The sequence below is a fragment of the Kribbella sp. NPDC056345 genome, assembly GCF_042262745.1.
Classification (GTDB): domain Bacteria; phylum Actinomycetota; class Actinomycetes; order Propionibacteriales; family Kribbellaceae; genus Kribbella.
The window spans coordinates 170,961-187,028 of record NZ_JBHJQQ010000002.1 but is presented as its reverse complement, the minus strand read 5'-3'; the positions used below and the strand labels follow the sequence as shown (position 1 = coordinate 187,028).

Here is a 16,068-nt window from a genome sequence, read left to right as displayed (position 1 = left end):
ACATGTTCTACTCGGCGAGCGTGGCGACCACGCGACCGGCCGCGTGACCGTCGCCGTACGGCATCGGGCGCTCGCCCGTCGGCGCCGTCCGAGCAGCCAGCTCGGGCAGCTTGCTCACGTCGGAGGTCAGCACGTTCCAGCCGGACTCGACGGTCTCGACCCACTCGGTCTCGGGGCGCAGCGTGGTGCACACGCGGCCGAGCAGGAAGGCCTCCTTCTGCAGACCACCGGAGTCGGTGACCACACCGGCCGAACCGATGACGGCCTGGACCATCTCCGGGTAGGCCAGCGGCTCGCGGACGTGCAGCGAACCGTCCGGACGCTCCAGCTTGATGCCGTGCTCGGCACACTTCGCGACCAGCCGCGGGTGCGCCAGCAGCACCACCGGGTGCCCGGCGTTCGCCAGGCCCTCGATGATGCCGGACAGGTGCTCCGGGTCGTCGGTGTTGTCGGGCCGGTGGATCGTCGCGACCAGGTACTCACCCTGCTTGAACGGCAGGTCGAGCGGCTTGTCCTGTACGGCGTCGCGCACGCGGAAGCAGACGTCGGTCATGACGTCGCCGACCAGGCGCGACTTGTCCTTCAGACCCTCGTTGGCCAGGTGGTCCATCGCCACCTGGGTCGGGGCCAGCAGGATGTCGGACGCGTGGTCGGTCAGCACGCGGTTGTGCTCCTCCGGCATCCGCCGGTTGAACGACCGCAGACCGGCCTCCAGGTGCGCGACCGGGAGATGCATCTTCACTGCCGACAGCGCACCGGCCAGCGTCGAGTTGGTGTCGCCGTAGACGAGCACCCAGTCCGGCTTGTGCTCGTCCAGTACGGCGTCCATCGCGGACAGCATCGCGCCGGTCTGCACACCGTGGCTGCCGGACCCGATGCCCAGGTGGACATCCGGAGCCGGGATCCGCAGATCGGCGAAGAACACGTCGGACATGTTCTTGTCGTAGTGCTGACCGGTGTGGACGATCACGTGCTCGTGGTCGGTCGCCGCGAACGCCTCGGCGATCGGGGCGAGCTTCACGAACTGGGGACGCGCCCCGACAACGCTCAGGACCTTCACGACGCGGCGACCTTGATGGTGCGGTCCTCGGCGGCCGACTGGATGACAGCCTCGGCGACGGCGACGGTCGTCAGACCCTGCTGCAACGTGACGATGTCGGCTTCCTTGCCCAGGACGGCGTCCCGGAAGGCCTCGTGCTCGGTACGCAGCGGCTCGGGCTTGCTGATCGCGTAGCGGATCATGTCGCCCTCGCTGACGCCACGGAAGTGCGCGACGTCGTCCCACGCCGTGGCGACCGTGCCGTTGGCGTGGAAGGTCAGGTCGGCGGTCAGGGTGTCGGCGATGAAGGCGCCCTTCTCACCGGTGACGACGGTGAGCCGCTCCTTCATCGGGGACAGCCAGTTGACCAGGTGGCTGGTGACGGTGCCGTCGGCCAGCTTGCCGGTGACGGCGATCAGGTCCTCGTACTCACGGCCGGACTTGTGCGCGCTCTGCGCGGACACCGTGACGAACGGGGACTGCGTCACCCACGCGGTCAGGTCGATGTCGTGCGTGGCCAGGTCCAGGACGACGCCGACGTCGGCGATGCGGGCCGGGAACGGGCCCTGCCGGCGGGTGGTGATCTGGTAGATGTCGCCCAGCTCGCCGGCCTCGAGGCGGACCCGGAGCGCCTGCAGCGCCGGGTTGTACCGCTCGATGTGACCGACCGCGCCGACCAGGCCGGCGGTCTCGAACGCCTTGGCAATCTCGGTCGCCTCGGCCGACGAACCGGCCAGCGGCTTCTCGATCATCGCGTGCACGCCGGCCTCGGCCAGCGCCTTGGCGATCTCGGCGTGGTACTGGGTCGGGACCGCGACCATGCAGTAGTCGATGCCTTCGGCAATCAACTGCTCGATGCTCTCGTGCACCGGACGACCGCCGGCGACACCGAACTTGTCACCGCCCGGGTCCGCGACGGCGACCAGGTCGACACCGTCCAGGGAAGCCAGCACGCGGGCGTGGTGACGCCCCATCATGCCGAGGCCGATCAGGCCTGCCTTCAGGTTCGCCATCTCACGCACCAGCCTTCGCCACGGTGTTCACCGCGGCCACGATCCGGTTCAGGTCGTCCTCGGACAGCGACGGGTGGACCGGCAGCGAGAGCACCTCGGCCGCGGCCTTCTCGGTCTCCGGCAGGTCCAGCTCACGCTGGAACGACGGGAGCCGGTGGTTCGGGATCGGGTAGTACACGCCGCAGCCGACGCCGTACTCGGTGCGCAGCGCGTTCGCGAAACCGTCGCGGTCCTCGGTGACGCGGATCGTGTACTGGTGGTACACGTGGCTGGCCTCGTCGGCCACCGCCGGGACGCCGACACCGGCCAGGTTCGCGTCCAGGAAGGCCGCGTTCTCCTGCCGCTGCTTGGTCCAGCCGCCGACCTTGGTCAGCTGCACGCGGCCGATGGCGGCGTGCAGGTCGGTCATCCGGTTGTTCAGGCCGACGACCTCGTTCTCGTACTGCTTGAGCATGCCCTGGTTGCGGTACAGGCGCATCTGCCGCTCGAGGTGCTCGTTGGCGACCGAGTTCATGCCGCCCTCACCCGACGTCATGTTCTTGGTCGGGTAGAGGCTGAACATCGCGAAGTCGCCGAAGGTGCCGACCGGGGCGCCGTTCCAGGTCGCGCCGTGGGCCTGCGCGGCGTCCTCGTAGATCGCGATGCCGTGCTTGTCGGCGATGGCCTGCAGCGCGGTCATGTTGGCCGGGTGACCGAACAGGTGCACCGGCATGACGGCCTTGGTCTTCTCGGTGATCGCGGCCTCGACCGCGGCCGGGTCCAGGCAGAAGTACGTCGGCTCGATGTCGACGAAGACCGGGGTCGCCCCGGTCAGCGCGACGCTGTTGGCGGTCGCGGCGAAGGTGAAGGACGGGACGATGACCTCGTCACCCGGTCCGACCCCCGCGGCCAGCAGGCCCAGGTGCAGGCCCGAGGTGCCGGAGTTCGTCGCGACGCACGCCCGGCCGGAGACCAGCGCTGCGCCGAACTCCTGCTCGAACGCCGCCACCTCAGGACCCTGGGCGAGCATGCCGGACTGCATGACACGGTCGACAGCCTCGCGCTCCTCCTTCCCGATGATCGGCTTCGCGGCCGGAATCGGCTGCACCATCAGTTCTCCTCCTGTGCTTCATCGGCCGGCCGCAGCCGCCCGTCGGTTTCGATGTAGAGCTCGCCCGTGTTCGGGCACTTCCACTCGCCGTCCCCGACAGCGAGCAGCGGTACGCCGGCCTTGCCGACCCACTTGAGATGGCGTGCCGGAACCCCGGCGACCAGCGAGAAGTCCGGAACGTCCTTGACCACCACAGCACCGGCGGCGACAGTCGCCCAGCGGCCGACGGTGACCGGCGCCACACAGGTGCTGCGCGCACCGAGCGAGCAGCCTTCCTTCAGTGTCACGCCGACCGGCTCCCAGTCGTGCCCGGACTTCGGCGTACCGTCCGGGTTCACCGCGCGCGGGAAGTAGTCGTTGGTCAGCACTACGGCCGGGCCGATGAACACGCCGTCCTCGAGCGAGGCCGGCTCGTACACCAGGGCGTAGTTCTGGATCTTGCAGTTGTCGCCGATCTGGACCCCGGTCCCGACATAGGCGCCGCGGCCAACGATGCAGTTCTTCCCCAGCACCGCGTTCTCGCGGACCTGGGCCAGGTGCCAGACCGACGATCCGTCGCCGATCTGGGCGCGCTCGTCGACGTCGGCCGACGGGGCGATGCGGGTGGTCACAGGGTCTCCTTAACAGTCAGCCACTGGCTGAGGACTTCGGCTGCGCGACGACCGTCGTGCAGCTCCGCCGCGAACTCGGGCCCGGCCGCCGCCTGCGCGGCGGCGGTCTCCCGGTCGGCGACGAGATCGCTGACGACGTCACTCAGCGTGTCGTCGTCCGCCTCCACGATCGGTACCTCTCGCCCAGTCAGACTACGCACCCGCGAGCGCAGGTCCGAACCGACGTACGAGACGACGATCCTCCCGGCCGCGAGGGCCTCGGCCGCGGCAACGCCGTACAGGCCGATTCCCAGCTGGTCTACAACGATGTCAGCGGCGCCGATCACGCTCGGCATCTCCGCATGCGGAACGTCGGTGATGCGCCGGTACTCGATCAGTCCGCGCTCGTGCAGCCCGGTCAGGACCTCGTCGATCCGGGCCGTGCCCTTGAGCTTCGCGCTGGACGGGACGTGCACGACGACCGGGCGCTCGCCGGTGAAGAGCGGGCGCGCCGCCTGGGCCCACGGCGCCGGGTCGATGACCACCGGCAACCACTGGGCCTGCGGGACGTCGATGAGCAGATCCGGGGTGGAGACGAAGACCGGTACGCCGAGGCTCTCGACCAGCTCGGCATGCCGCTTGGCCTGGATCTCGAGCTTGCCGGTGAGCTCGTCACCTGGGGTGAACGGCGAAAACCGCTCGCGGGCCGCGTGCCGGCTGGGCAGCCGGATGTCGGACCCGTGGAACAGCAGAGCGACGTTGACCCCGGCCTCCCGCAGTACGGCGATATCCGCGGCTGCGTCGGGATGGCCGCCGTACCCGAGGAGAGGCCGCAGGGACTCCACCAGGACGTGGGTGTAGCTGCCCAGAACGTGCTCGCGCTGGGCACGAGCCCAGCGCGACTGGTTCCACCAGGCCTGCGGTACGCCGTAGTCGTCGGCGAACCGGAAGGCCGCCGAGCGATGCAGGGCGAACGCATCGGCCGCGACCCCGGGGATCGTGCGGGCCGCGCGGGCCCACTGATAGCCCTGACCGGCGGAGTTGGTCGGTCCGACCAGCAGCCGCACCGGGGTCGTGGCCACCGGCGGAAAGGCCGGCAGTGTTGCGTAGGTGTAGCGCAGACCACGCAGACGTGCCCGAACCGCCTTCGCGGTCCGGGCAACTGGCGTCGGCAGATGGCCCGTCATGGTCATGACCTCAGTGACCTGCCGGGACCTTGAGCTGGTCGAGCTCGCGGCGAGCGGCCGGCAGACCGAGCACGACCGGCCGGTCCGGCCGCTCCTGCCCGAGGTGCCAGCCGGCCCAGATCGCGTTCGCGTCCAGGGCGATGACCACATCGGCCTGCGCCAGGAACTCGCGCACGTCGGGACGGCTCTGGACCCGCTTCCAGTAGGCCTTGCTGAGGTTCTTGCTGGTCCGCGAGGTCCGCACGAACTTCACCGGACCGATCTTGTTCGCGGCCCGGCCGACCTTGCGGCGGACCTTCCGGTAGCGCCAGCGCACCGCCTGCTTGACCCGGGCCGTCCCCCACGGCATCGGCTCCGGGCGCTTCTTCGGGAGGTGTCCGTGCCCATGACCATGGCCGTGACCGCGGTCGTGGCTGTGCTCGGCCTCTCCGTCGTGCGGCTCGGCCGCGGCCGGCGTCACGGTGTCACCGGTAACGGACTTCGGATCCGAGACCGACTCCGGCGCGATCACCGCGTCCGGCGACTCGTCGAACTCGTCGCCGTCGTCCTCGCCGTCGGTGTCGTCCTCGTCGTCGTACTCGTCCTCGTCGTACTCGTCGTACGCGTCCTCGGGGGTCGGCATCCGGCCCGGGCCGATCAGCGTGAACGTGTTGACCTTGTCGTCGACGACGTCGATCGGCGGCAGCCAGCCGATCACGTCCAGGACGAGGTCGTCACCGCCCCCGAGGTCCTCGCGGATGGTGTCGAAGTAGTCCGGCTTCAGCCGCTTGGTGCTCATCAGCACAACCTTCTGCTGACTCATGCGTGCACCTCGCTCTTCTTCTTGACTGCGTCGGCGAGTGCTTCGATCCGCGGGTCCATGACCAGGTCCCGCCGGTAGCCGGCGCCGAACTCGCGCGCCTTCTGGCGGATCCCCTCGTCGGCCGTCCGGGCCGCGTGGGCGGCCTCGATCAGCGCCGCCGCGATGGCCTCCGGCGTCACGTCGGTGACCGGGAACCAGAGCGGATGACCACGCAGTACGTCGGACGCCGCGTTCTCGGGGTCGTGGACGGAGACGACCGGCAACCCGGTCGCCAGGTACTCGAAGACCTTGCCGCTGGTCACGTACTTGCCCTTGCCCAGCATCAGCAGCTGGACGTCGAACTCGTCGTACGCCTTGGCGATCTCGGCCTTGCCGACCGGGCCCTCGTAGCTGACGCCCTCGTCGGCACCCGAGTTGATCGCGGCCAGCATGTCCGGCCGCGGCACCGCGTAGTACCCGAGGTAGCCGTGGATCTTGGCCTTCGCGCCGGCCAGCTCCTCGGACTGCTCGACGGCGATCTTCCAGCCGTCGACGAAGTCCTGCAGCGGCACCTTCGGCGACACCGTGCCGACGTATCCGAAGGTCAGCGGGCGGTCGGTGACCGGGCCGCGGTCGTGCGTGTCCGGCACCAGCTCCGGGTCGAAGCCGTTGGCCACGACGTGCATCTTGTCCGCCTGCTCCGGGTAGAGCTCGACGTGCCACTCCTTGATCGGGTCGTTGACGAACCAGACCTCCTGAGCGGCGTCGACCAGCTTCTTCTCCCACTTCGCGGCCCGGCTGTTCGGTTCGTGCAGCCGGTTACCGCTGAAGACGTCGAGCAGCCACGCGTCGCGGTAGTCCATCACGTAAGGCACATTCGCCTTCTCGTGCAGGTGGTACGCCGCCGTGAACGCGACATGCGGGTTCGCCGTCGCGACCGTGAGGTCGACCGGGTTCTCCGCGTGGATGCGGTCCGCCGCCTCCTCGATCACCGAACGCCACGGGCCGTAGCCGTGCTCCGGGAACGGGATCAGGTCCTGCTTGTTGCGCCACTTGCTCCACAGTCGTGGATTGCGGGCCCGGGCCTTGGGCCAGCGACGCAGGTCGGTCTCCATGACCGGCCAGTCGAACGGCACCCGGACCACCTCCACGGAGGGGTCGACCCGGTCCTCAAGGGTCTTGTCGGCACCGGTGAAGCGGTAGAAGGTCTCGCGCTCGGCCGTCAGCACCGTCACCTTCCAGCCGAGCGCGGCGAACCGGTTCGCGGTTGCCAGCGCCCGGTACACACCGCCACCCCGGCACGGGGGGAACCCCCAGGCGACGTACAACATGTGTGGGCGGTCCGTCATGCCCGTCCTCTCAGAAGTCATGCTCTCAGCAGATTGAGTATCGCGTCGGCCAATTCGTCGTACGGCGTCGTGGTGGGCAGATTGGCGGCTGCCCACTCGATCGCGTGATCACGCAGTTTCTCCAGCTCGCCGGGATCCGCGGACCAGCGCCGCAGAGTGTCCGACGCCTCGGCCACCGAGTCCACCAGGACTCCGCCACCGGACTCCTCGATCACCCGGGTCTGCCGCGGCAGCCGGGTGGACAGCACTGGGAGACCGCTGGCCAGGTACTCGTAGATCTTCGACGGCATCGCTTCCACGAACGCCGGGGTCGGCTGCAGCATGGCCAGGCTGGCCCAGGCACCCTGGGTCAGCCGCCAGGCGTCAGCCGGTGGCTGGCGGCCGTGCAGGCGAACCCGCCCGGCCAGATCGGCCCGGTTGATCCGGACCTCGAGCTCGTCGCGGTCGCTCGGGGCCACCGGACCGATCAGGTCCAGCGACCAGTCCGGGGCCGCGGCGACCGTCTCGACCATGTCGAACAGTCCACGGCTGGCGCGCAGGTCCCCGACGTACACCGCGCGCGGCGTGCCCGTGGGCGGCGTCGGCGCGAGGAAGGGGACATAGGGAAAGTTCTGCACGACCAGGCGTTGTTTCGCCTCGTGCGGGGCAAGATGGGAATCGGCGACAACCGTCAGGTCGGCGCCGGCCGCCAGCTTCGAGCTGGCCCGGACGATCATCCGGGCCGGCAGTCCGGCCGGCCCCTTCGCCCAGGCCCGGTCGGCCAGCAGGCGGGTGTAGTCCTCGTGGATGTCGGCGACCATCTTGCGGCGCCGCAACGTGGTGACGAGCCGGGTGATCGGGATCATGTCCGGATCGACCGTCATCACCACCTTGGCCTTGGTCCGCCACGGCAGCACCGCTGTCCGGGCCAGCCGCTGGACCAGGTTGCCCCGCGGACCGGCGTGCACGACAGCGCCTGCCGGACCACCCTCGGGCTCACCGAGGCCCCACAGCTCGACACTGAGGTCGCGGTGCTGCAGGGCCGCGGTGATCTTGTGCAGACGCGCATCGGCGACGTCGTGGCCGGTCGTGATGATGCCCACGTCCGGCGCTGTCCTGCGAGACATCGTCAGAGGTCCTCGCGCGAAACAGCCTTGGTGGCATCGACCTTGAGGAACCGGGTGTACTCGTCGATGACCTCCTTGGGCTCGCCGCGCATCATCACCTTGCCCTTGTCGATCCAGATGCAGTCGTTGCAGAGCTCGCGGACACTGCTCATCGCGTGGCTGACCAGGAACATGGTCCGGCTGTTGGTCGCCAGTTCCTTCATCTTGTCGGCGGCCTTGGTCTTGAACTTGGCGTCACCGGCCGACAGCGCCTCGTCGATCATCAGGATGTCGGGGTCCATGTGCACGGCGACCGCGAAGGCGACCCGCGCGAACATGCCGGACGAGTACGTCCGCATCGGCATCTCCATGAACCCTTTTTCGAGCTCGGCGAAGGCCTCGATGTCCTCGAATCGCTCCTGGACCTGCTTGCGGGTCAGACCCGCCGCGAGCCCACCGAGGGTGACGTTCTCCTTGCCGGACAGCTGGGCGTTGAAGCCCACCCCCAGCGACAGCAGCGTGCTGACCCGGCCGTGCACCTCGATCCGGCCCGAGGTCGGCGGCAGGATGCCGGCGATCGCCCGCAGCAGCGTCGACTTACCGGCGCCGTTGGCCCCGATGATGCCGATCGCGCTGCCGTGTGCGACGTCGAAGGAGACGTTCTGAACGGCCTTGACCTCGCGGACCGCACGCTCGCCACGGCCGAACCGGACGATCGCGGTCTTGAAGGTCGGCACCCGCTCGAACGTGGTCCGGTAGGTGATGGAGACGTCCTGGACCTTGACGGCGGGACTTGCGTCGACGTTTGACATGGTCTTCTTCTCGGCTTCAGAGACGGACAGCGAACTCACGCTCCCTCGACATGAAGAACAACGAACCGACCAGGAACGCTGCCACGGCCCAGATCACGGCGCCGATCCACAGCTTGAGGTCCGGCATCTCGGCGCGGACCAGCAGGTCGGTCCAGCCGCCCAGGAGGGAGTACAAGGGGTTGTACTGGATGTAGGCCTCCAGCTTCTTCGGCGCCTGCTCGGCGAACCAGAGCACCGGGGACAGGTACAGCCAGATCCGCATGAAGTACGGCAGGAAGCTGGCGGTGTCGCGGAAGTACACCTGCAGTGCCGCGAAGATCATGCTCATCCCGGCCGCGAACATCGTCAGCAGAATCAGGAACACCGGCGCCAGCAGCATCACCCAGTGCAGCGGCTGCCGGGTGAGCAGGTGGATGACGGCGTACACGCCCATCGTCGGCAGGAAGCGGAAGAACGCCGTCCGCAAGGCCGACAGCGGGAGCAGCATCCGGGGGAAGGCCATGTTCATCAGCAGCTTGCCGCCGCCGACGACACTCCCGGCGCCGGTCGTGACCGCACCCTGGAAGTAGTAGAAGGCGAACAGACCGCCACACATATGCGCGAAGACCGCGCCGGAATCAGCGCGGCCGGCATTGCCCGCGATGATGTCGGTGAGCAGGTAGTAGACCCCCGCGAGCAGCAGCGGGTTGATGACCAGCCAGATCTGCCCGAAGAAGGTGTTGGTGTTGGCCGCCCGGATTCCGCTCCGCGACATCTCTGCCGCGAAGACCCGGCGTTCCCAGAGTGCCTTGAAGTACGGGCGCAAGGGCGGCAAGCCGGCCTTGTGTGGTTCGTACACATGCACCGACGGGTTGAATGCCTCGTCGACGCTAGTCGCGTTCATTCAGGCGACGCCTCTCTCTGCCATGAAGTCCTGTCCACGTTTCAGCCGCTGGTGTTCGTTTGACCGGGCCACGCAGACCGGGAAGAGAGTAGCGGATCGGCTCCGGCGCCGATGACACAACGGTCCTCCAGTGTGAGCAACGACGTACGCACGGCTACCGACGTCGCGCCCGATCGAACCGGCCATCCAGGCTGCGGCCGGCGTCGATCGTTATCCGGAATATACATTTGACGGCTCACCGGCACCAAAACGCCTTCCAGCGCATGGAAATGACGCGCACCCGATGCTCGTCAGCAGCTGTGGCGAACACCAGTGAACAAGGTCAAATCCGTGTCAATTCACACGGTACGACGTCCGGCGCGGCCGGGAAGTTGGCCACCCGCCCGGTGGCGGGGTCCCAGGGGTGCCTTGTGGCCGGGGCGAGCCGGGCGGTGGACACTGGGTCCCCGCTTCGCCATGGACAGCCTCACCATCCACGGAGCACCGCTCGGCACCACCTGGGACCTCACACAGGGCACGATGACCAGGGCGGCGGTCATCGCGCCAGAGGCCACACAGGACGGAGATGCTGATCGCATGGGACTCCCGTTCTCATCGGCCTCACGATGGGGATGCACAGTTTGTACACCCGTCGGCACAGCCGGTGATGGCACGGGAGTGCGAGGGCACCGATACGCCGGGATCGAGACCCAACCGAAACGGGCTCCGCTGACGGAACAGCGAACAACCGCCAGAATTGGAACAGCAGCCCGGCGGCGCTCAGGTGGTCCGTCGCCGGGCTGCTGGACCTCAATTCTCGCTCACAACTGCGCGGAAATGGTGGCCGGATGGTGACACGGCACAAGAATGCTGACAGGACAACAAATATCGCTGCCTGCATTCAACAGGACACGGACAGTGCGGACCGCACTGAGGTGCCCATCTCGGACTGGAGAGGCGGTAGCGGACGGTGACGGCTTTCGGAAGGGAGGGACGAGTCGTGGGCAGCTCGGACACGGAGCGTGCCGACCACTTGCGGGTGCTCGGACTCAGCGACGACGAGATCAAGGTCTACCAGCATCTGCTGCGGACCGGCCCCTCGTCGGTCACCGAGCTGGACGACGGCGTCCCGGACCGCTCGGCGGCGATCGACACCGTGCTCGGTGGGCTGGTCCAGGCGGGCCTGGCCCGCCGGTCCGGGTCCGACCACTCCCGCTTCCTGCCCGTGCCTCCGGACGCCGGTCTGGAGGCCATGACGCTGCGCCGGGAGTCCGAGCTGAAGCAGGCCCGGATCGAGGTCCTGAACGCGTACGACGAGTTCCGCCGTACCGTGCACAACGAGTCGACCACGCACCTGATCGAGGTGGTCACCGGCAGCGCGATCGTCGAGCGGATCCACCAGATCAAGGGCAGCGCGCAGCGCGAGATCCTGGCCATCGACTCCCCGCCGTACTACATCGGCGGACCGAACCAGGAGGAGATCGAGCAGCTCAGCCGCGGGGTCGCCTACCGGGTCGTGTACTCACCGGAGTCGGTCGAGGTGCCCGGCTACCTGACCGAGAACATCCTGCCGTGTGTCGAAGCCGGCGAGCAGGCCCGCGTGCTGCCCGACGTACCGGCCAAGCTGACCATCATCGACGGCTCGATGGCGTTCGTGTCGATGTCGGTGCGCGACACCGACGTGAACCGGTCGCTGCTGATCATCCGGCCGAGCAGCCTGCTGACCGCACTGATCGGCATGTTCGAGTTGTGCTGGCGCAACGCCCTGCCGCTGCACGCCTCGGTGGGCACGGAGGACGACCGGCTGGAGCCGATCGAACGCCGGCTGCTGGCCCTGCTCGCAACCGGCGCTGCCGACGACACCATCGCCCGCACGCTCGGGATCAGCCGCCGCACGTTCTTCCGCTACCTGGAGAGGCTGATGAACCGCACCGGCGCCAGCACGCGCTTCCAGCTCGCCCTGCACGCCGCCCGGGAGAACTGGCTATGACGCCGAGATAGCCAGCGCAAGCTTGAGACGGGCCTGCTCGTAGGCGTTGCCCTGCTGGGGGAACAAGACGCGTGGCCCGGCCTCGTCCAGGACGGCCGGGACGATCTGCTCAACGACGTGATCGACGAGCAGGTCGAGACCACGTTCGCGCGCCATCGTGAGGTACAGGTGGTCCTGGATCCCGCGGCGGAAGTTGGCGAGCTGGATGGTGGAGATCGGCCCGGCGATCCCCCGGTCCTGGTCGGGGTAGATGCGGTCCTCCCCCGGATACATCAGGACGCCGTCGCCGTTGGCCCACCAGCCGCGCCTGTTGTGGAACGTGACCGGATCCACCCAGACGTTCTGGTTCCGCTCGCGACCCGGCAGCACCTGCCGGTTGTGCCGCCAGTGGTTGGTGTGCCAGTAGAAGTACGTCGGGACGTCGTGCTTGAACGCCGCCCAGAGGTTGGCGCGCGGGTCAGTGGCCGGCGATTCGATCACCACCGAGCCGATATTCGGTCGCTGGCCGTTGTAGAACCACATGTCCCGGCCCTCGGCGCGAAGCACCTTCGCCACGGCACCGTCGTACAGGTCGGCAACCGTCGCCCAGATGTCGATCGCCTTGTCGGGACCGTCCAGTACGGCGTCGTAGGCGTGCGTGGTGAAGATCGGCAGCGGCGCTCCCGATGCCCGCACTGCCGCGGACAAGGAGCGGATGTACTCGAACTCTTCGGCGCCGGGCTCATCAGGCATGTAGAGGAAGGTCTGCTTGCCTGGCAGGTTCTGCGCCAGCCAGTCGGTCCACAGCGGCGCGCTGGCCTGCGCCTTCTCCGGAGTGTCGAAGTCAGGCCCCGGGCCGTAGAAAGTGCGTGGGAGAAGGTTGTTCCCGACGCCTTCACCAGGGCCCTCGTAGCCGTTCGCCCTGGTGAAGTCCGTGCCGGTGAATCGCGAGCGGGCGGCAGTGGCCTTCGCAATGTCGTAGCCGTCCACGAACTCGACCCGATGGCGATGGGCGAAGCGATGGAACACCGGGTCGAGATTGCGGCCGTACCGCAGTTCGACCTGTGAGCCCTCGTAGTAGAACATCGCGTTGATGCTGTTCTGATCGGGCAGCGTGAACGGAAAGACCGTCAGCTCGACCGGCACCACCCGGAGCTGACGGTCGGCCTCGACCTCGATCTGACCGCGGTAGATCCCCGCCGGCGCCCGTCGCGGAATGTAGATGTCGAACCAGAAGGCCTGGTTCGTCGCGGCCGGTACGGCGAGCGGGAAACCACCCTGCGCCGCATTCTCCGGGACGAGCTGCACCGGCTTGTTGCCCAGCACATCCGGCGGTTCGGCCGGGGAGTCGCGCAGGTAGATCCAGTCCGCGTTGGACTTCTCGCGAATGCTCATACAGCGCTCGGAGAAGACCTGGATCTGACGACCGATCGTGTACGTCGGATCCGCGGCCGGCGGCGCGTACCGGATCACGCCGGGGCCACCCACCTGCCGCAGTACCGGCAGCCGAACCGACAGCGCACCGATACCAGCCGCGCCGGCCTCCGCAACAAGCTGGAACGCAACCACCTCGTTGCGCGCACCGAAAACCCGGGCAGTGCGACCATCCCAAGCGCTGTTGCCCTGCTTGTTCGGATTCGCAAGGTCGTCGGCCTCAACCTTCTCGCCGTCGTTCACCGCCCACAACGCAGCAAGCGGCTCAGCGGCCGGCTTCACTGTCAGAGGCACGACCGCGGACAGACTCCCCGCAAGCAGCGACCGACGGGAGAAGGTCACGTCCTTAACCCTTCGCGGGAGCGAACTCCTTGGCGACTACCTCGGCGATCTGGGCGGTGTTCAGGGCGGCACCCTTGCGCAGGTTGTCGCCGCAGACGAACAGCTCCAGGGCGTTCGGGTCGTCGAGCGACTTGCGCACCCGGCCGACCCAGGTCGGGTCGGTGCCGACGACATCGGCCGGGGTCGGGAACTCACCCTCGGCCGGGTTGTCGAACAGCAGCACGCCGGGCGCGTCCCGCAGGACCTCGCGGGCCTCGTCGGCGTCGACCTCGTGGGCGAACCGTGCGTGCACCGACAACGAGTGCGTGGTCACCACCGGCACCCGGACACAGGTCGCGGAGACCTTGAGGTCGGGCAGGCCGAGGATCTTGCGGGACTCGTTGCGGACCTTCAGCTCCTCCGAGCTCCAGCCGCCGTCCTTGAGCGACCCGGCGAACGGCACCACGTTCAGCGCCAGCGGCGCCGGGAACGGGCCGAGGCCGTTGCCGACAACCCGCCGTACGTCGCCTGGTGTCTTGCCCAGCTCGCGATTGCCGGCCACCTTGGTCAGCTGGTCGTAGAGGGTGTCGATGCCCTCCTGACCGGCTCCGGAGGCCGCCTGGTACGACGCGACCACCAGCTGCTCGAGCTCGTAGCGGTGGTGCAGTGCGCCCATCGCGACGATCATCGACAGCGTCGTGCAGTTCGGGTTCGAGATGATGCCCTTGGGGCGGTTGCGGGCCGCCTCGGCGTTCACCTCGGGGACCACCAGCGGGACGTCCGGGTCCATCCGGAACGCGCCCGAGTTGTCCACCACCACGGCACCGGCCGCGGCCGCGATCGGTGCCCAGTGCGCCGACACCTCGTCCGGTACGTCGAACATCGCGACGTCGATCCCGTCGAAGGCGGCCTCGCTGATCGCGACCACCTCGACCTCTTCGCCGCGGACCAACAGCTGCTTACCTGCGGAGCGCTCGGAGGCGATCAGCCGGATCTCACCCCAGACGTTCTCCCGGGTCGAGAGCAGGGTCAGCATCACCGTGCCGACGGCGCCGGTCGCACCGACCACCGCCAGCGATGGCAGACCCGTCCGGTCCTCGATCGTGTTCTCCACAGCGCTCACAGGGGTCACCGTCCAGTTCCTCCGTACACGACAGCCTGGGTGTGCTCGTCGTCCAGATCGAATGCAGTGTGCGCCGCGGTCACGGCAGCGTCCACCAGGTTCTCGTCCACCACCACCGAGATCCGGATCTCCGAGGTGGAGATCATCTCGATGTTCACGCCCGCGTCGGCGAGCGCGGAGAAGAACTTCGCGGAAACGCCCGGGTGCGACCGCATGCCGACCCCGACCACCGAGACCTTGCCGATCTGGTCGTCGTACAGCAGCTGCTCGTAGCCGACCTCGTCCTTCATCCGGGCCAGCGCGGACATCGCCCGGGCGCCGTCGACCCGCGGCAGCGTGAAGGAGATGTCGGTGCGGTTGGTCGCGACCGCCGAGACGTTCTGCACGATCATGTCGATGTTGGTCTCGGCACCGGCGACGGTCTGGAAGATCCGGGCCGCCTCACCCGGCTTGTCCGGTACGCCGACCACCGTGATCTTGGCCTCGTTGCGGTCCTGGACCACGCCGGAGATGATCGCCTGTTCCATCTGTTCGAGTTCCTTCGCATCGACAACCCAGGTGCCTTCCTTCTGCGAGAAGGAGGAACGCACATGAACGGGGACGTTGTAGCGCCGCGCGTACTCCACGCAGCGCAGGTGCAGCACCTTCGCGCCACACGCGGCCATCTCGAGCATCTCCTCGTAGGAGATCTTCGGGATGTGCTTGGCGGCCGGCACGATCCGCGGATCCGCGGTGAAGATGCCGTCGACGTCGGTGTAGATCTCGCAGTAGTCGGCCTCCAGCGCGGCGGCCAGCGCGACCGCGGTGGTGTCGGAGGCACCGCGGCCCATCGTGGTGACGTCCTTGGTGTCCTGCGCCACTCCCTGGAACCCGGCCACGATCGCGACGTGTCCTTCGCCCAGGGCCTCCTCGATCCGGCCCGGGGTGATGTCGATGATCCGGGCGTTCCCGTGCGCGGACGTGGTGATCACGCCGGCCTGCGAGCCGGTGAAACTGCGCGCCTCGTACCCGAGGTTCGCGATCGCCATCGCCAGCAGGGCGGCCGAGATCCGCTCACCCGAGGTGAGCAGCATGTCGAGCTCGCGCGGCGGCGGCAGTGGCGAGACCTGCTTGGCCAGGTCCATCAGCTCGTCGGTGGTGTCCCCCATGGCCGAGATGACGACGACCACGTCGTTGCCGGCCTTCTTCGTAGCGACGATTCTCTGCGCCACACGCTTGATGCAATCGGCGTCGGCGACCGAAGAACCGCCGTACTTGTGCACGACGCGTCCCACAGCTGTGTCTCCTCAAAACCACTGGTTGCGGTACGCCGTGCGGCACTGCACGAGGCGTAGTCTCAGGCGTCATTCTAGCCGTGACCTCGCCGTTGCCTACCGGCTGACCAGACCTCGGGCCGATGCTACGGGCAATCGC

The 16,068-nt window shown here is 68.2% G+C and carries 14 protein-coding genes; 1 reads left to right on the top strand and 13 read right to left on the bottom strand.

Annotated elements, in window-relative coordinates; genetic code table 11:
• Positions 1 to 7: 7 nt before the first annotated feature.
• From wecB to ACFCV3_RS06610, 10 genes are read right to left on the bottom strand one after another with little or no spacing between them, the layout of a single operon-like run.
• Positions 8 to 1,060: a non-hydrolyzing UDP-N-acetylglucosamine 2-epimerase gene (wecB, locus tag ACFCV3_RS06655; protein WP_376026804.1), complete on the bottom strand. Its 1,053-nt coding sequence runs from the start codon at positions 1,058 to 1,060 to the stop codon at positions 8 to 10.
• A complete protein-coding gene (locus tag ACFCV3_RS06650; RefSeq protein ID WP_376026801.1) occupies positions 1,057 to 2,052 on the bottom strand; it encodes a Gfo/Idh/MocA family protein in 996 nt (331 codons plus the stop codon). The genes wecB and ACFCV3_RS06650 overlap by 4 nt, the downstream gene beginning before the upstream one ends.
• A gap of 1 nt (position 2,053) precedes the next feature.
• On the bottom strand, positions 2,054 to 3,145 hold the full coding sequence (locus tag ACFCV3_RS06645) for a DegT/DnrJ/EryC1/StrS family aminotransferase (protein ID WP_376028686.1): 1,092 nt from the start codon (positions 3,143 to 3,145) through the stop codon (positions 2,054 to 2,056).
• Entirely contained in the window at positions 3,142 to 3,753 is a 612-nt protein-coding gene (locus ACFCV3_RS06640) for a DapH/DapD/GlmU-related protein (protein ID WP_376026800.1), read from the bottom strand. Before ACFCV3_RS06640 ends, ACFCV3_RS06645 begins: the two co-directional genes overlap by 4 nt.
• Positions 3,750 to 4,919 (bottom strand): hypothetical protein, encoded by a 1,170-nt coding sequence (locus ACFCV3_RS06635; protein ID WP_376026797.1) that lies wholly within the window; start codon positions 4,917 to 4,919, stop codon positions 3,750 to 3,752. Before ACFCV3_RS06635 ends, ACFCV3_RS06640 begins: the two co-directional genes overlap by 4 nt.
• A gap of 10 nt (positions 4,920 to 4,929) precedes the next feature.
• Complete coding sequence (locus ACFCV3_RS06630) at positions 4,930 to 5,721, bottom strand: hypothetical protein (RefSeq protein ID WP_376026794.1); 792 nt, start codon at positions 5,719 to 5,721, stop codon at positions 4,930 to 4,932.
• Positions 5,718 to 7,049: a glycosyltransferase gene (locus tag ACFCV3_RS06625; RefSeq protein WP_376026791.1), complete on the bottom strand. Its 1,332-nt coding sequence runs from the start codon at positions 7,047 to 7,049 to the stop codon at positions 5,718 to 5,720. The genes ACFCV3_RS06630 and ACFCV3_RS06625 overlap by 4 nt, the downstream gene beginning before the upstream one ends.
• A 17-nt stretch (positions 7,050 to 7,066) precedes the next feature.
• Positions 7,067 to 8,155 (bottom strand): glycosyltransferase family 4 protein, encoded by a 1,089-nt coding sequence (locus ACFCV3_RS06620; protein WP_376026789.1) that lies wholly within the window; start codon positions 8,153 to 8,155, stop codon positions 7,067 to 7,069.
• A gap of 2 nt (positions 8,156 to 8,157) precedes the next feature.
• Positions 8,158 to 8,946 (bottom strand): ABC transporter ATP-binding protein, encoded by a 789-nt coding sequence (locus tag ACFCV3_RS06615; protein WP_376026786.1) that lies wholly within the window; start codon positions 8,944 to 8,946, stop codon positions 8,158 to 8,160.
• A gap of 16 nt (positions 8,947 to 8,962) precedes the next feature.
• Positions 8,963 to 9,829, bottom strand: coding sequence for an ABC transporter permease (locus tag ACFCV3_RS06610; protein ID WP_376026784.1), 867 nt, complete (start codon positions 9,827 to 9,829; stop codon positions 8,963 to 8,965).
• Positions 9,830 to 10,808: 979 nt separating this feature from the next.
• Between ACFCV3_RS06610 and ACFCV3_RS06605 the strand changes: the two genes are divergently transcribed.
• On the top strand, positions 10,809 to 11,798 hold the full coding sequence (locus ACFCV3_RS06605; RefSeq protein WP_376026781.1) for a helix-turn-helix domain-containing protein: 990 nt from the start codon (positions 10,809 to 10,811) through the stop codon (positions 11,796 to 11,798).
• On the opposite strand, the gene ACFCV3_RS06600 is transcribed toward ACFCV3_RS06605, so the two are convergent.
• From ACFCV3_RS06600 to ACFCV3_RS06590, 3 genes are read right to left on the bottom strand one after another with little or no spacing between them, the layout of a single operon-like run.
• Positions 11,793 to 13,553, bottom strand: a complete 1,761-nt coding sequence (locus ACFCV3_RS06600) for a glycoside hydrolase domain-containing protein (RefSeq protein WP_376026779.1) — start codon at positions 13,551 to 13,553, stop codon at positions 11,793 to 11,795. The genes ACFCV3_RS06605 and ACFCV3_RS06600 overlap by 6 nt on opposite strands.
• A gap of 4 nt (positions 13,554 to 13,557) precedes the next feature.
• Positions 13,558 to 14,664 (bottom strand): aspartate-semialdehyde dehydrogenase, encoded by a 1,107-nt coding sequence (locus ACFCV3_RS06595; protein ID WP_376026776.1) that lies wholly within the window; start codon positions 14,662 to 14,664, stop codon positions 13,558 to 13,560.
• Positions 14,661 to 15,929: an aspartate kinase gene (locus tag ACFCV3_RS06590; protein WP_376026773.1), complete on the bottom strand. Its 1,269-nt coding sequence runs from the start codon at positions 15,927 to 15,929 to the stop codon at positions 14,661 to 14,663. Before ACFCV3_RS06590 ends, ACFCV3_RS06595 begins: the two co-directional genes overlap by 4 nt.
• Positions 15,930 to 16,068 lie beyond the last annotated feature (139 nt).

Bases quoted from the DNA above. Each gene is read 5' to 3' on its own strand.
- ACFCV3_RS06630 (WP_376026794.1), bottom strand. From the start codon at position 5,721: ATGAGTCAGCAGAAGGTTGTGCTGATGAGCACCAAGCGGCTGAAGCCG.
- ACFCV3_RS06620 (WP_376026789.1), bottom strand. From the start codon at position 8,155: ATGTCTCGCAGGACAGCGCCGGACGTGGGCATCATCACGACCGGCCAC.
- ACFCV3_RS06635 (WP_376026797.1), bottom strand. From the start codon at position 4,919: ATGACGGGCCATCTGCCGACGCCAGTTGCCCGGACCGCGAAGGCGGTT.
- ACFCV3_RS06625 (WP_376026791.1), bottom strand. From the start codon at position 7,049: ATGACGGACCGCCCACACATGTTGTACGTCGCCTGGGGGTTCCCCCCG.
- ACFCV3_RS06610 (WP_376026784.1), bottom strand. From the start codon at position 9,829: ATGAACGCGACTAGCGTCGACGAGGCATTCAACCCGTCGGTGCATGTG.
- ACFCV3_RS06615 (WP_376026786.1), bottom strand. From the start codon at position 8,946: ATGTCAAACGTCGACGCAAGTCCCGCCGTCAAGGTCCAGGACGTCTCC.
- ACFCV3_RS06650 (WP_376026801.1), bottom strand. From the start codon at position 2,052: ATGGCGAACCTGAAGGCAGGCCTGATCGGCCTCGGCATGATGGGGCGT.